This window comes from Caulobacter sp. S45 (assembly GCF_009765965.1).
Taxonomy (GTDB): domain Bacteria; phylum Pseudomonadota; class Alphaproteobacteria; order Caulobacterales; family Caulobacteraceae; genus CAHJWH01.
Genome location: NZ_LMUL01000001.1, coordinates 108,247 through 123,325, shown reverse-complemented (window position 1 = coordinate 123,325; position 15,079 = coordinate 108,247). Strand labels below are relative to the sequence as shown.

At 67.2% G+C, this 15,079-nt stretch carries 13 protein-coding genes; 8 read left to right on the top strand and 5 right to left on the bottom strand.

From position 1 onward, the window contains the following. Positions 1–277 precede the first annotated feature (277 nt). From GSQ87_RS00510 to GSQ87_RS00490, 5 genes are read left to right on the top strand one after another with little or no spacing between them, the layout of a single operon-like run. The gene (locus GSQ87_RS00510; protein ID WP_158912611.1) at positions 278–1,495 is read left to right on the top strand and encodes an NAD(P)/FAD-dependent oxidoreductase; all 1,218 of its coding nucleotides are present in this window, start codon (positions 278–280) and stop codon (positions 1,493–1,495) included. A 26-nt stretch (positions 1,496–1,521) separates the two neighbouring features. Next, positions 1,522–2,574 carry a gentisate 1,2-dioxygenase gene (gene gtdA / locus GSQ87_RS00505; RefSeq protein ID WP_158912610.1) on the top strand — a complete coding sequence of 351 codons (1,053 nt, stop codon included), beginning with the start codon at positions 1,522–1,524 and terminating at the stop codon, positions 2,572–2,574. Further along, complete coding sequence (locus tag GSQ87_RS00500; protein ID WP_158912609.1) at positions 2,571–3,107, top strand: MarR family winged helix-turn-helix transcriptional regulator; 537 nt, start codon at positions 2,571–2,573, stop codon at positions 3,105–3,107. The genes gtdA and GSQ87_RS00500 overlap by 4 nt, the downstream gene beginning before the upstream one ends. Beyond that, positions 3,104–3,961: a fumarylacetoacetate hydrolase family protein gene (locus GSQ87_RS00495; RefSeq protein WP_158912608.1), complete on the top strand. Its 858-nt coding sequence runs from the start codon at positions 3,104–3,106 to the stop codon at positions 3,959–3,961. Before GSQ87_RS00500 ends, GSQ87_RS00495 begins: the two co-directional genes overlap by 4 nt. Before the next feature lie 50 nt (positions 3,962–4,011). After that, a complete protein-coding gene (locus GSQ87_RS00490) occupies positions 4,012–5,361 on the top strand; it encodes an MFS transporter (protein WP_158912607.1) in 1,350 nt (449 codons plus the stop codon). A 7-nt stretch (positions 5,362–5,368) separates the two neighbouring features. Here GSQ87_RS00490 and GSQ87_RS00485 read toward each other — a convergent pair whose 3' ends face one another. Together GSQ87_RS00485 and GSQ87_RS00480 are read right to left on the bottom strand one after the other, a co-directional pair. Next, positions 5,369–6,460 carry an NAD(P)-dependent alcohol dehydrogenase gene (locus GSQ87_RS00485; protein WP_158912606.1) on the bottom strand — a complete coding sequence of 364 codons (1,092 nt, stop codon included), beginning with the start codon at positions 6,458–6,460 and terminating at the stop codon, positions 5,369–5,371. 68 nt (positions 6,461–6,528) lie between these two features. Beyond that, a complete protein-coding gene (locus GSQ87_RS00480; RefSeq protein WP_158912605.1) occupies positions 6,529–7,695 on the bottom strand; it encodes an FAD-dependent monooxygenase in 1,167 nt (388 codons plus the stop codon). Positions 7,696–7,915: 220 nt separating this feature from the next. On the opposite strand from GSQ87_RS00480, the gene GSQ87_RS00475 reads away from it, so the two are divergent. Further along, complete coding sequence (locus GSQ87_RS00475) at positions 7,916–9,520, top strand: MFS transporter (protein WP_158912604.1); 1,605 nt, start codon at positions 7,916–7,918, stop codon at positions 9,518–9,520. A 70-nt stretch (positions 9,521–9,590) separates the two neighbouring features. After that, positions 9,591–10,676, top strand: a complete 1,086-nt coding sequence (locus tag GSQ87_RS00470; RefSeq protein WP_158912603.1) for an acyltransferase — start codon at positions 9,591–9,593, stop codon at positions 10,674–10,676. 30 nt (positions 10,677–10,706) lie between these two features. Here the strand turns inward: GSQ87_RS00470 and GSQ87_RS00465 are convergent, their stop codons facing one another. Further along, positions 10,707–12,080, bottom strand: a complete 1,374-nt coding sequence (locus tag GSQ87_RS00465) for an amidohydrolase (RefSeq protein ID WP_158912602.1) — start codon at positions 12,078–12,080, stop codon at positions 10,707–10,709. Positions 12,081–12,217: 137 nt separating this feature from the next. Further along, a complete protein-coding gene (locus GSQ87_RS00460; protein ID WP_158912601.1) occupies positions 12,218–13,411 on the bottom strand; it encodes a JmjC domain-containing protein in 1,194 nt (397 codons plus the stop codon). A 243-nt stretch (positions 13,412–13,654) separates the two neighbouring features. Here GSQ87_RS00460 and GSQ87_RS00455 point away from each other — a divergent pair, with 243 nt between their 5' ends. Then, positions 13,655–14,596 (top strand): Gfo/Idh/MocA family protein, encoded by a 942-nt coding sequence (locus tag GSQ87_RS00455; RefSeq protein WP_158912600.1) that lies wholly within the window; start codon positions 13,655–13,657, stop codon positions 14,594–14,596. On the opposite strand, the gene GSQ87_RS00450 is transcribed toward GSQ87_RS00455, so the two are convergent. Next, positions 14,593–15,042, bottom strand: coding sequence for a DoxX family protein (locus GSQ87_RS00450; RefSeq protein WP_158912599.1), 450 nt, complete (start codon positions 15,040–15,042; stop codon positions 14,593–14,595). The two genes, GSQ87_RS00455 and GSQ87_RS00450, sit on opposite strands and share 4 nt — an antisense overlap. Positions 15,043–15,079 lie beyond the last annotated feature (37 nt).

Sequence of the window (15,079 nt, the reverse complement as noted above, 5' to 3'; positions counted from 1 at the left end):
TTGATGGACAAGGCGGATCGACGGCGCACAGGTGAATTCGCGGCGACAAGAAGCGAAAGCCAAGCTCGAGCAAAAAAATTGACCTGGGCGGAAAAAACCAGCCGCTCGATTTGACGACTGTCTTCGCATTGGGCTCCCCCTCTTGCCAGTCGTCCGGCTAGAGAATAGTAGGGTACCTAACGATTAAATCAAGCCGCTCGAATGGCCCAATAACGTGTTCGGTGAAGCCGAAACAGCCTCGTAAGAGACTGACGCCGAGCCCTGAAGGACGCTCTGTTTGAAAGCCGATCCCATCATCATCGTCGGCGCGGGACCGACCGGGCTAGCCACCGCCCTCGCCTTAGGCCTCGAAGGCGCCTCCGTCGTGGTGCTGGAGGCCGAGCCGGCCTTGACCATCGATCTGCGCGCCGGGTCCTATCACCCCCCCACGGTCGAGATGCTCGACGGCCTGGGCGTGGCCAAGACCATGCACGAGAGCGGTATCGTCGTGCCCAGTTGGCAGATTCGCGATCGTGAGGCGGGCGTGGTGGCCGAATTCGACATGTCCCTGCTCAAGGATGTGACCCGTTTTCCCTATCGCCTGCATCTGGAGCAACATCGGCTGACCCCGATCCTGCTCGATCGCATCCGCAAGGCCGCGCCGACGGTCGAGGTGCGCTTCGCCAGCCCGGTGGCCGGCTATGATCAGGACGCCGATGGCGTGGATGTGCGCCTCGAAGACGGGTCGGCGCTAAGGGGCTCCTTCCTGATCGGGGCCGATGGCGCGCGCAGCGTCGTTCGCCGGGGCATGCAGGTCGGGTTCGAGGGCTTCACCTGGCCCGACCGCTTCCTGGTCGCCAGCACCTCGCACGACCTGGGCGCGCATGGCTTTTCGGGCGCGGGCTATATCGCCGACCCGACCCACTGGGCGGCGGTCTTCCACGTCCCCGACGACGGCCCGCCCGGGCTTTGGCGCATCGCCTACCCGATCCAAGCCGAAGAGGACGAGGCCGAGGTGCTGGAGCCCGAAGCAATCCAGGATCGGCTGAAGCTCGTGCTCGCCGGCAATGTGGCCGCCCCCGTGGGTGGATATCCGCTGAAATACGCCTCGATCTACAAGGTGCATCAGCGGGTCGCCGATCGCTTCGCCGTCGGACGGACAGTGCTGGTAGGCGACGCGGCCCACCTCAACAATCCGCTGGGAGGCCTGGGCCTGAACGGCGGCATCCACGACGCCGTGAACCTGGCCGGAAAACTGGCGCCGATCTGGCGCGAGGGCTCGGACCATCAGCAGGCCTTCGACCTCTACGACCGTCAGCGTCGTCCCGTGAACATCAAGGCCGTCCAGGCCATGAGCATCCGCAACAAGCGCATCCTGGAGGAGCGCGATCCAGCCGTGCGCCGCCAGCACCTCCACGAACTGGGCGCCACCGCCGCCGATCCCGTCAAGGCCAAGGCCTATCTGATGGAAAGCTCTATGATCAATTCCGTGCGCGACGCCGCGCAGGTCCACTGAGCCCGGTCCGTCGCCAGGAGGCGCCCATGACGATCGCCGAAAACCTCACCCTCTCTCCAGCAGATACACGCCAGGGCTTCTACGACCGCCTGTCCGAGCAGTCCCTGGCTCCGTTGTGGGAGGTGATGAAGGGGCTGGTGCCGCCGGAACCCAAGCCTTCCATGCGGGCCCATGTCTGGCGCTGGGACACGGTGCGGCCTCTGGCGCTCGAAGCCGGCGTCTTGCTGACCGCCGAGGAGGCCGAGCGTCGGGTGGTGGTGCTGGAGAACCCCGCCTTCCCCGGCCAGTCGCGCGCGACCGACACCCTCTATTCCGGCGTCCAGCTGGTCTTGCCCGGTGAAGTCGCGCCCGCCCACCGCCATACCCAGTCGGCGCTCCGGTTCATGCTCGAGGGCCAAGGCGGCTACACCGCGGTCGGCGGCGAACGGGTGACCATGGGCTTTGGCGACTTCGTCATCACGCCCTCCTGGGCCTTCCACGACCACGGTAATGACGGCGACGACCCGGTGCTGTGGCTGGACGTGCTGGATGTGCCCATCGTCGGCTTCTTCGAAGCGGGTTTTTCCGAGCGCCACAACGCCGAACGCCAGCCCATCGGCCGGCCGGAGGGCGACGCCCAGGCGCGGTTCGGTTCGGGCCTGCTGCCGATCGGGGCGACCAGCCCCTACGGCCTGACCTCGCCCAGCTTCTCCTATCCCTACGCCCGCTCCCACGCAGCCTTGCAAGCGATGGCGGCCGGCGCGCCGCTCGATCCGCACCACGGCGCGACCCTGAAGTACGCCAATCCGCTGGACGGCGGCTGGGCCATGCCCACCATCGCCGCCTGGATGACCCATCTGCCCTCGGGCTTCTCCACCGCGCCCATCCGCTCCACCGACGGACTGATCGTGGCGGTGGCTGAAGGGCATGGCCGCCTGCGCATCGGCGATCAGACCCTGACGTTCGGACCCAAGGACGTGCTGGCGGTCCCCAACTGGACCTGGCGCAGTTTCGAGGCGGACGAGGACTGCTTCCTGTTTGTCTGTTCGGACCGGGTGGTGCAGGAGAAGATCGGCCTGTGGCGCGAGGAGACGCGATGAAGGCGCCCGATCCCGACCTGGTCCCAGAGCCGCTGGACGCAGTGGTGGGCTATCTGCTGCGCCGCGCCCACGGCCTGTTCGCCCTGCACTGGCAACTGACCTTCCGCGGCTCCGAGCTGCCGATCACTCCCGTCCAGGGCGGCATGATGGTCATGATCGACAAGCGCGATGGGCTGACCCAGGCCGCGCTCGCCCGCATCATGAATGTCGAGGGCCCCACCCTGCTCCAGTCGCTCGACCGACTGGAACAGCACGGCTACGTGCTTCGCACCCGCCGGCCGGAAGATCGGCGCAGTCATTCGCTGAGCCTCACCCCTCGCGGCCGCCAGGTGTTGGCCGAGGTCATGGCCTTCCTGCCCCGGCGCGACGACGCGCTGCTCCAGGGGCTGTCGGCCGAGGAGCGGCGCACCCTGATCGACCTGCTCAGCCGGGTGATCTCCAGCGGCCAGAGCGAGGTCAAATCGCTGCAGAAGGCCGAGGCTCCCACCCGCCGCGCCGCAACCGCCAAACCCGAAGCCGAGGCCCTGACGTGAAGCTCTGCCGTTTCGACGATAACCGCCTTGGCCTGGTCGAGGGCGACCAGGTGCGCGACGTGACCTCCGTGCTCGACCGGCTGGGTCCGTTCCGCCTGCCCCTGCCTGCCTACGACCCGATGATCGCGGCGCTGGACGAGCTGAAGCCGGCGATCCTGGAGGCCGCGAAGACCGCGCAAGCCAAGCCGCTCGCATCCGTCCGGCTGCTGTCGCCCGTGGCCAACCCGCAGAAGATCGTCGCCGCACCGGTTAACTACCGTGATCACTTGGCCGAGGTGAAGGACCAGGCCGAAATCCACAACAACATCCGCATCAAGGAAATCCAGACCGTCGGCCTGTTCCTGAAATCGCCGGGCTCGCTGATCGGGCCTTCCGAGCCGGTGCGCCTGCGCCACACCGACCGGCGCAACGATCACGAGGTCGAACTCGCCGTCATCATCGGCAAGCCGGCCAACAAGGTCAGCAAGGCCGACGCTTTCGCCTACGTGGCCGGCTACGCCATCGGCCTGGACATGACGCTCCGCGGCCCCGAAGAGCGCAGCTTCCGCAAGTCGATCGACACCTACACGGTGCTGGGTCCCTGGCTGGTTACGCCCGACGAGATCGGCGACCCGACCCGGCTCGATCTGGCCATCGACGTCAATGGCGAGCCGCGCCAGCGCGCCAACACCGCCGACCTGATCCTGTCGATCGCCGACCTGATCGAATTCGCCTCGGCCTATTACACGCTGCAGCCAGGCGACGTGCTGCTTACCGGCACGCCTGCGGGGGTCGGCCCGGTCGTGGCGGGCGATGTGATGACGGCCAGCATCCAGAACATCGGCACGATCCAGGTCAGGGTCGACGCCGCCTAACCCGAACATATTGGAGCCGCGCGTCAGACGTCGGCCGATAGGGAGTGACGATGACAAAGACCGCTACGCTGGAAGACGTCCTGGACGCGCGCCGCATCGGCGGTTTCCAGATCTTCGTCGTCGTGCTCTGCGGGCTGGTGGTGCTGCTGGACGGGATCAACACCCAGCTGATCGGCTACGCCGCGCCCGCCATCTCCAAGAGCCTGCACCTGGGCCACGGCCGTATCGCCGCGGCGTTCGGTTCGGGTCTGTTCGGCCTGATGATCGGCGGGTTGAGCTGCAGCGTGCTGGCCGACGTGCTGGGTCGCAAGGCCCTGCTGGTGGCCTCGACCCTGGCGTTCGGGGTGTTCACCGTCGCCAGCGGCTTTTCCCAGGACCTCAGCCAGCTCGTCGCCTGGCGGTTCCTGGCTGGTCTGGGCCTGGGCGGGGCCATGCCGATCGCCATCACCCTGACCGCCGAGGTCTCGCCGCGCCGGGCGGAGGCGTGGATGGTCATCGCCATGTTCTGCGGCTTCCCGCTCGGCGGCGCGCTGGCGGGCGTCTTGGCCAACGCCATCCTGCCGGAATACGGCTGGCGGGCGGTGTTCTATGTCGGCGGCGCGATGGCGCTGGTGCTGACGCCGATCCTGGCCCTGCTGATGCCGGAGTCGATCGCCTTCCTGGTCCACCGCAATGCACCCGCAGCACGCATCTCCGCCGCGCTTCGGCGGCTCGCGCCCGACGCCGGGGACGTGACCCTGGTCGCCGCGATCCGCCATGCAAAGCGGTCCATCCCGGTGACAGCCCTGTTCCAAGACGGCCGCGCGCTCTGCACCCTGCTGATGTGGGTGGTCTATTTCATGAGCCTGCTCGACATCTACTTCCTGGCCAGCTGGCTCCCCACCGTGCTGAACAGCGGCGGCAAATCGCTCAAGCTGGCGGTGCTCGGCGCCTCGCTGTTGCAGTTCGGGGGCGTCGCCGGCACGCTGGTGATCGGCCGCCTGCTGGACCGGACCAAGCCCTACCGCATGCTGGTCGGCGCCTATATCGGCGCGGCGGTGTTCATCGCAGCGATCGGGTTGGCGTCACAAGGCGCGGTGCTGCTGGGTGTGCTGTTCGGGGCGGGCTTCTTCCTTGTCGGCGGTCAGTCCGGGCTGAACTACCTGGCGACCAGCTTCTATCCCACCTCGGCGCGCGCCAGTGGGATCGGCTGGGGCTTGGGGATCGGACGCATCGGCTCGATCATCGGCCCGACCGCCGGCGCCGTCCTGATCGCAACCCGCTGGCCGGTGAATGCGCTGTTTCTGGTGGTGGCGGCGCCCTGCGCGGTCGCGGCGCTGGCCGTGCTGGTCATGGCCTTCGCCGCTCGTCGGCAGCCGCCGCAGGATATAGCCATCGCCGCGCCGCTGCCGGCCGAGTGAACCGCGCCTAGGCCGGCATCAGCAGCACCGGCTTCAGCGTCTCGCCGGTTTCCATGTCGTGGAAGGCCTTGGCGATGTCGGCGAAGGGGTAGAAGCGGATCAGCCGGTCGAAGGGGAAACGGCCTTCCTGGTAGTAGGCGATCAGCTTGGGGATCAGTTGCGAGGCCGGCGCGCCGCCCATCAGTATGCCCTCGATCCGGCGACCGCCCTGCATCAGCCAGCGCATGTCCGGCGCCCAGTCGGCGGGCGGGGGCGTGACGAAGCCCAGGGCGCCTCGGGGCGCGAGCGCCGCTAGGCCCGCGTCGAAGGCGCTCCTGGCGCTGGCGGTGACGAAGGAGAAATCGACGCCGCCCCCGAGGTGCTCGCGGATCAGCTCGCCGAGTTTCGGCGTAGTCGCATCGAACACGTCCGTCGCGCCCAACGACTTCGCCAGCTCCAGACGGGAGGCGACGACGTCGACCGCGATGATACGCGACGCCCCCGACAGCTTGGCGGCCATCACCGCGCTCAGTCCGACCGAACCGGCGCCGAACACCGCCAGGGTCTGGCCCTCCGCGAGCTTCAGCGCTTCCAGGATCGCCCCCGCGCCCGTGGCGACCCCGCACCCGAGCGGGCCGAGCTTTTCCAGCGGCAGGTCCTTGGGAACCGCAACCGCGCTCGCCGCTTCGGCGATCGCATAGGTGGCGAAGGAGGATTGACCGAAGAAGAAGCCGGCCACCGCCTCCCCGTCCTTCGACAGGGGACTGGCGCCGTCCATCCGGGCGCCGCTGAAATTGCGCCGCCCCACGTCCCTGCAATAGGTGGCCTGTCCGCTCCGGCACGCCGGGCACACGCCGCAGGTGTTCAGGCTCAGCACCACATGGTCGCCGGGCTTGAGCGTATGCACATCCGACCCGACCCGCTCCACCACGCCCGCGCCCTCGTGGCCCAATACGAAGGGACGTGCACCGAGGTGTTCGTGGGTCTTCACATCGGTGTGGCAGACGCCGGTGGCGACGATACGTACGAGGATCTCGTTGGCGCGCGGGACCTCCAGTTCGAGGGTTTCAAGCACGGGCGCCGGAGCGCCTTCGTACGATACGGCGGCTTGGATCTGCATGTTTCCTCCGATGGCTATCGTCGAGCAGCCGTCTCTCGCGGCGTCTGTGTTCCCGGCGCGGGACGCCCCTACGCGGCGGGGTCGTAGCGCGCCACGTCGTAGCTGTAGATCCAGTCGCAATCGATCGGCGGCGGGGCCGGAACCTTGCGGTTGTTGGCGAACTGGGTGCGCGCCTGCAGCTGGACCTTGGCGGCCCGAGGACGGCGCTCGGCGTCGAAGGCGGCGATCGCCCGATCCGGGTCGTCGGCGAAGCGCGATAGCGCCAGAGCGGCGGCATAGCCGTCCTCCATGCTGATCGCTGCGCCCTGGGCCAGGGTCGGCATCATCGGATGCGCGGCGTCGCCCATCAGCATCACCCTCCCGGATCGCCAGCTCGGCAGGGGATCGCGGTCGTAGATGCCCCATTTGAAGCAGCCTTCCACGTGGGCGAACATCTCCAGCATGGCCGGGTCCCATCCGGCGTAGGCCGCCGTCAGCTCCTCGCGGCTGCTGGGCGCGGACCAGGATTCGTCCAACCATTCGCTGGACACGCGGCCGGCGAAGATGTTCAGCACCGACCCGCCCCGGATCGGATAGCAGATCACGTGTCCGGTCGGGCCCAGCCAACGGAAGTATTCCGTCCCGTCCAGCCGCACCCCTCCGTCCGGCCCCAGGCGCGTCGGGACCTTCTCGATCGGAACGGTGGCGCGCCAGCAAATCTGCTCGGTGAAGCGGGCGGGCGCCTTGCCGAACAGACGCTCGCGCACGGCGGAATGGATGCCGTCGGCGGCGATGACCACATCGGCCTCGACCCGCTCCCCGTCCGAGAAGGTCAGGACAGCGCCCGAGCCGCCGGTCTCGATGTCGATGCAGCGCCGACCCAGATGGATGTGTTCGGCCGGGGTGACGCCTGACAGAAGCGCGTGCAGGTCGGCGCGATGGGCCATCATGTAGGGCGACCCGTAGCGCTCGGCGGTCACCGCCTTCAGCGGTTCGCGGAAGCGCAACGCGCCGTCGCTCCAGTTCAGCGAGACAATGTCGGTGGGTTCGAACGCGACCTCGGCGATGGCGTCCCCAAGGCCAAGATTGCCCAGCACCTTGGTCGCATTCGGCGCGAGCTGCAGACCGGCGCCCACCTCCCCGAGCTGGAACGCCTGCTCGTAGACGTCCGCGCGCAGGCCCAGCCGGTGCAGGGCCGCCGCGGCGGTCATCCCGCCGATGCCGGCTCCCACGATCGCGATTCGCCCTATCGCCATGACGCTGTTCCCTCGACCAACGGAGGACATCGCCCCGTCATAGCGGGGCGTTCTGCCGATATCGCCAATTATCCGATATCAAAGATTATTGTAAGTAATCAAATCGACATTGACAGCAAATTGTCGTGCGTGACAGACTCGGCCTCGGGCGACGCGGGCGAGCGATTCCGCCAATTGCGACCGGCGCCGGTCGCCAAGAAACAACACGGGCGGGCGGAAGATGCAGCAGCGACCAGGCGCGGAGCAAACCCTCTCGGTCAATCCGGGCGGCGGCTGGCGGGCCTTGGTCGGCGCGGCGCTGGGATCGGCTTTCGAGTGGTACGACTTTTTCCTGTACGCCCTGCTGGCGGTGCATTTCAGCGCCCTGTTCTTTCCCCGCGGATCGGAGGCGTCGGGCCTGCTGTTCTCGCTGGCGACCTTCGGGGCGGGCTTCATCGTGCGCCCGATCGGCGCCCTGGTGTTCGGCCCGCTCGGCGACAAGGTCGGTCGCAAGTTCACCTTCCTGATCACCATCTCCCTGATGGGACTGTCCACCGCCGCCCTCGGCTTCGTGCCGACCTTCGCCCAGATCGGCTGGTGGGCGCCGGCGCTGCTGGTGACGCTGCGGCTGATCCAGGGCCTTTCGGTGGGTGGCGAGTATGGCGGCGCCGCCACCTATGTCGGCGAATATGCGCCGGAGAGCCGGCGTGGCGCACGCACCGGCTGGCTGCAGATGACCGTGACCGGCGGCCAACTGATCGCGCTCGCCGTGATCATGGCCTGCGAGCACGCCATAGGGCCAAAGGCGTTCGACGCCTGGGGCTGGCGCCTGCCGTTCCTGCTCTCGATCATCCTGCTGGCGCTGTCGGTCTGGATTCGGCTGGGACTGGAGGAGTCGCCGGTATTCCGCGCGATCCAGCAGGCCAAGCGCACCTCGCATTCGCCACTGGCCGAAAGCCTGGGCGATCCCGCCAACCTCAGACGTATCCTGGCGGCGCTGATCCTCTGCGCGGGTCAGGGCGTGCTGGGGTATACGGGCGCGCTGTATCCGGTCTTCTTCCTCACCGGCGCCCTGCGCATGGAGCCGTCGGCGGTCGATGTGCTGGTGGCGGTCTCGATCCTGGTCAGCCTGCCGTTCCAGCCCTTCTTCGGTTGGCTGTCGGACAGGTTCAGCCGCAAGTGGATCATGCTGACCGCCTGCCTGCTGGCGGCTGTGTTCTATCTCCCAGCCTTCAAGGCGTTGGTGCATTTCGGCAATCCGGCGCTGGAGACCTTCCAGGCCAGCACACAGATCACCGTAGCCTCCGACACCTGCCGGTTTCGTCTGTTCGTCACGCCCGCAACCAAGCTATCCACCTGCGACAAGGCCAAGAATTTCCTGAACAAGGCCGGCCTCAACTACGCCTCCGTCCCGAGCCAAGCTGGCGCTGAGGTCCTCACCACCATCGCCGGTCAGCGCTTGGCGGGGTTCGAACCCGCCCAGTTCGCCAAGGCCCTGGCGAAGGCCGGCTACCCGGCAAAGCCCGATCCGGCGCGGGTCAATGTGGTGATGATCGAACTGGTGCTGATCGGGCTGGCGGTGCTGAGCGCCATGGTCTTCGGGCCCCTGGCGGCGTTCCTGGTCGAGCAGTTCCCGCCCCGCATCCGCTACACCTCCATCGGCGTGGCCTACAATTTCGGAACCGGATGGTTTGGCGGGATGACCCCCTTCGTCGTTTCTGCGTTGGCGCTTCGCGCCGGCGACATCTACGGCGGCCTATGGGCGCCCGCCGCGTTCGCCTTGACGGTGTTCGTGCTCGGCGCCCTCCTGATCCGATCCCAGCGGGATGCAGTGGCGGTAAGATAGCGACAATCCCGCGCCCCTTCGGCTATGTCGTGCCGCTGGCTGGCGCGCCGCCGGCGGCGCGGACCATCGAATGAGCGAACCTGATCCCGGTCGAGCCTACCGCACCCTGGACGGACTACGCGGCGTCGCGGCCCTGATCGTGGTCACTCGCCACGTCGGCGCGATCTTTCCCGGAAACCTGTTCCCGGAGAGTTTCCTGGCCGTGGACCTGTTCTTCCTGCTGAGCGGGTTCGTGGTCGCCCACGCCTACGAGGCCCGCCTGCTCGCCGGCCGGTCACTGCTATCGTTCATGAAGACGCGGCTGATCCGGCTCTACCCGCTCTATCTTCTCGGCCTCGGACTCGGTGTGGTCGCGTGGGTCGCCACGGCCTATGTGGAGGGCGGCGGCCTCGATCCCGCCGCCTTGGTGCAGACCTTGGCGGTCGCGCTGCTGATGCTTCCGGCCCTTCCACTATTGCCCAAGGGCGGCTCGATCCTCGATGGCCCCACCTGGACCCTGGCGCCCGAACTCGCGGTGAACCTCGTCTATGCGGCGGCGGTGAAGCGGTTGGGACGGCGGGCGCTGTGGACCATCGTGGCGCTGTCCGGCGCGGGCTTGGTCGCGGCCGAATACGCCTACGGATCCCTGGACGAGGGCTGGAGCGCGAAGGCCTTCCCCCTGCTTATGGCCCGGCTCAGCTTCTCGTTCTTCCTGGGAGTGTCCATGTTCCGCCTGCGCTTGCCTAGGCGTTGCGGCCCTATCGCAGCCTGCACCTGTCTCGCCGTCCTGGCGGCGGCGCTCATGGCGAGGCCGTCTTCCAGCCTGCGGCACCTGTACGAACTGGGCGCCGTGATGCTGGCCTTCCCCGCCATCGTGGGCATGGCCGTGCAGCGGGAGCCCGGGCGCGTCAGCGGCGCCTTGTTCGGCTTCCTCGGCGCAGTGTCCTACGCCGTCTACGTCCTGCATCACCCCCTGGGCCGTCTGGTGGGGTTGGTGGTCGATCGCGGGCAAGGGGTGTCGGTGCTCGTGAACGGCGGCCTGTTCCTGCTTGGCCTGGTCATGATCGGCGCCCTGGCCGATCACGTCTACGACCGGCCGCTGCGACGCTGGCTAGCGGCGCTGCGGTTCGTGCGCCCCGCCCGATTGCGGCCCGACTTCAACCCCGGAGAAGCCTAGGCGACTGGATAAGGACCCAGCCCCGCCCGGTCATTCTCCGCTTCGCTGAGCCGCTACGACGCCGACCTGGCCTGAAGCAGCGGGCTGCAGCGTGCTCATCACCAACAGGCTCATCGCCTCGACGCCGGTGCGGATCGCAGGCTCCGGGACAGGCGCGAAATAGGGCGAGTGATTGCCCGGCACCGAGGTATGCGCCGCCTCGGCCTTGGCCAGCACCCCCGGATCGATGCCGCCCAGACGGAAGAAGAAGGAGGGGACGCCGGCGATGATGTATTCGGAATAGTCCTCGCTGGCGAAGTTGGGCTGCTCCATCGCCTCGGCCTTGGCCCCGAAGGCGGCCTTCAGCACCCCGATGCTCCGATCCGACAGGGCCGCATCGTTGACCACCGCCTTGCCGCCCGCCCCGAACGTCACCTTGGGCTCGGGCGCGCCGGCCATCATGGCTTCGGCGCGCGCGGTGCGGCTGATCCCGTCGAGCAGCTTGGTGCGCACCTCCGGATCGAACGAGCGGATCGTACCGCGCAGCAGGGCGGTGTCGGGGATCACGTTGCCGGCGTTGCCCGCCTGCACCGAGCCGATGGTGATCACACCAAAGGCGGATGGGTCCTTCTCCCGGCTGATCACGCTCTGCACGTCGACGATGAAACGGCCGGCCATCATCACCGGATCGATGGTGATGTGCGGCTTGGCCCCATGGCCGCCCCGACCGGTGAACAGCACGTCCAGTTCGTCGGAATTGGAGCTCATGACGCCGGAGCGATAGGCGACGTCGCCGACCGGATCGGTGCCGACGTGCAGGGCGAAGCCGTAGTCAGGCTTCCTGAAGCGGGTGAACAGCCCGTCGTCCACCATGGCCTTGGCGCCGCTGGCCAGCTCCTCCGCCGGCTGAGCGATGAACATCAGGGTCCCGCTCCAGCGCGCCTTGAGATCGACCAGGGTCTTGGCCGTCCCGACCCAGACCGCCATGTGGATGTCGTGGCCGCACGCGTGGGCGACGGGCGTCTCCACGCCCTTCCACAGTTGGGTCGCCGTGCTGGCGTAAGGCAGGCCGGTCTTCTCCGGCAGCGGCAGGGCGTCGAGCTCGGTGCGGACCATCACCGTCGGACCCGGCCCATTATGATAGATGGCCACCAGCCCGGTCTTGCCGACCCCTTCGGTCACCTCGAAGCCCAGAGCGCGCATCTCGGCCGCCAGGGTCTTGGCCGTCCTCACTTCGAGGAAGCCGAGCTCGGGGTGTTTGTGGATGTCCTTGTACAGCGCGTCGAGGTGCGGATACTGACGATCCAGGCCCTGGTCGATGGCCGCCTTGGTGGCGGGAATGTCGAGCGCACCCGCCGCACCCGCAGAGATCGTCGCCAGTGCGGCCACACCCGCCAGCGCCGCGCGCCGAATACCCGTTCTCATCGCCTACCCCGTCAAACCCTGGCCCGACGCTAGGCGGGTGTTGGGCCAGCCGCAATGTCTGCGAGGATTTTCGCCGCGTGAGGAGCCGGTATGCCGAAGCCGTATCCATCCCGCCGCCGCCGCCCGTCGGCCAAGCGTCAGGATTCCAGGACGACGTGGAGAAAGCCGCTATCCACGAACTTCGCCACGAGCGCTTCGCGGACCTCGTCGGTCAGGACGCCCGGAATATCCTGGATGCGGAATTGCGACGTATGGACGATGAACAGAACGCTCTGTTCGACCGCGCGATGAACATAGATATGTCCGCCCGGATAGCTGACGTCCAACCTGTCGTCGTCGGCTGACAGATGGCAGGTCGCCAATGTCGCGTGCCGCAGCAAGGTGGTGGCGTTCAGCGGCGGGCGGAAGGTCGAGGGCGCCATCTTGTTCAGATCGCCGATCACCCTTGACGACCGCCGCTGCAAGGCCTGGGCGATGAAGCCGTCGTCCTCGGCCAGATGCGCCATCTGCCCCAGTGCGGCGCGCACCTTGGTCGGCAAATCGTTGAACTCGTTTCGCCTTATATCCAGAGCCAGATGCTTGCTCACACCTTCCCGCCATGGACGATCCAGGTCCGACAGGTGATCCAGGGTCGCTATGACGGCCTCCCGCAACGTCAGCGGCACGAACCCGATCGACAGGTGCAGGGAGTCCGATAGCGCATCCACACGGTGTGCGGTCCCTCGCGGGAGGTAGAGAAGATCGCCCGGACCCACCTCGACTTCCGTGTAGCTTTGGAGCTCATAACTTTCGCTGGGCCTTGACTTCCAGACATTCGGAAGCGGGGATCGCCCAGACGATATATGCCACCGCTTGCGTCCCTGGAGCTGGATCACGACGATGTCCTGATCGTCGTGATGCAACGGCGCCGCCGCATCCCCTCGACTCCAGAACGCAGCGGCCTCCACCGGCTGGTGCAGCACGATCTCCAACGCCCGCATGAACGCGTCCAAGCCAGGCGAAAGCGAACGGAGATCGGGAATGCGGACGGTATATCCGCCGGTGTGGAACGCCTCGATCTTGCTCCGGAAGGCTTCCTTGCTCGCCACCGACTCCGAGCGGGGCGGCGGAACCATGGGCGCGGCGGCGTGGCTCGTGATCTTGGGCGCGACGGCGGCGAAAGCCGACAAGAGACAATCTTCCGGATTCGGGCCTAGGAGCGTGGTCCTGTAGTTTATCGGTTGGGCGGCCACCTTGATGAACTGCTGCCCGACGATCTTGTCGAAGAAGTCGCCGACGGGCAGCGGTGCGAGCACATCACCTATGATCCCGTAAGCCTCAGCGACAAGCACGCTCGATCTCCGACGAACACAGAACAGTCGCGCCGATCGCGGACATGGGGCGCAAACCGATCCCACGCCCATAGCATGGGCGGGACATATTCGTGCGCCGTCCGCATTCCCACCTCTGCGACTTTTTGGAAGCGTAGGTCCCTGCCCGTTTCGGCGTCACGGAAAAGCGCTCGAAGCCGGATCGGCGAAGGCCCTGCTGCGGCAGCGTGCGTGTTTCGATCCAAGCCGTGCTAGGTCTGCGGCATGGCCAAATACAAGATCGGCATCATCGGGTTCGGCAAGATCGCGCGCGATCAGCATGCGCCGGCGATCGTCAATTCGCCCAACTTCGAGCTCGCCGCGATCTCGAATGTGAGCGGCGGCCCCTCTCCCGGCTCGATTCCGTCGTTCGCGACCTATCCTGAAATGCTCAAACAGGTCGCCGATCTGGACGCCGTGGCGATCTGCACCCCGCCGGGGCCGCGTCGGACCATCGCCGCCGACTGCCTGGCCGCTGGCAAGAACATCCTGCTCGAGAAGCCGCCGGCCGGCACGGTCACCGAGGTTGCCGACATCGAGCATCGCGCCAAGGCGGCCGGCAAGGTCGCCTTCGCCACCTACCACGCCCAGCACAATGCGGCGGTGAAGGCCGCAGCCGCGGCGCTGACCGGTAAGCGGGTCAAGGTGCTGCAAGTCACCTGGAAGGAAGACATCCGACGCTGGCATCCGGGACAGGACTGGATCTTGGACGCGGGCGGCTTCGGTATCTTCGATCCGGGCATAAACGCCATGTCGATCCTGACCCGGATCATGCCCGAACCCATCTTCATCAGCTCGGCCGAGCTTTACGTTCCGGCCAACCGCCAAGGGCCGATCGCGGCCGATCTCAGCTTCAGCACCGGCCTGCAACCCGACGAGCAGCTTCGCGGCGTGCTGGACTGGCGCCAGACCGGGCCGCAGACCTGGGAGATCGATGTCGAGACCACGGACGGCTTGAAGCTGAAACTCAGCGACGGCGGCGCTAGGCTCGAGATCGCGGGCCAGCCGCCCCTGATCGGGCCGCCCGACGAGTATCCCGACATCTACCGCGAATTCGCCTCCCTACTGGACGCATCCCAGTCCAAGGTCGATGCGGCGCCCTTCCAGCTGGTGGCGGACGCCTTCATGCTCGGCCGCCGCACGCCGGTGGAGGCGTTCAGCTTCTAACGTCCCGATGAGGACCAGGTCGATGGCTTGACCGCATCGCCCAGCGGGGTGAGCGAACCGGCGAAAACCACGAGGATCAACCCGCCCACGATGCAGAAGTTCTTCAGGAACTGCCAGAAGTGGTCGCGTCCCTTGCTGTCGTCGTTTGGGCTGAAGAAATCCGGGTAGGCCCAGAACGGGTGGTAGAGCACGGCTGTCACCACGCAGAACCCGGCCAGGATCACCGCCGCCGGTCGGTCGAACAGGCCGGTGACGATACAGATCGGCGTGATCGCCTCGACCAGGATGGCCAGCACCAACATGACCGCCCCGCCCGGCAGCTTGTCGGACCGCGCCTGGGCCAGGGAATTGTTCCAGTGCCAGACCTTGTCGGCGGCGCTGAAGGGGAACATCGCCACCAGGCAGACCCGCGCCAGGATCCAGATCGCCGCCGTCGTCCAAACCATGGCTGAATTCCCAAGGGGGCGGATCGGACGCGCAAGC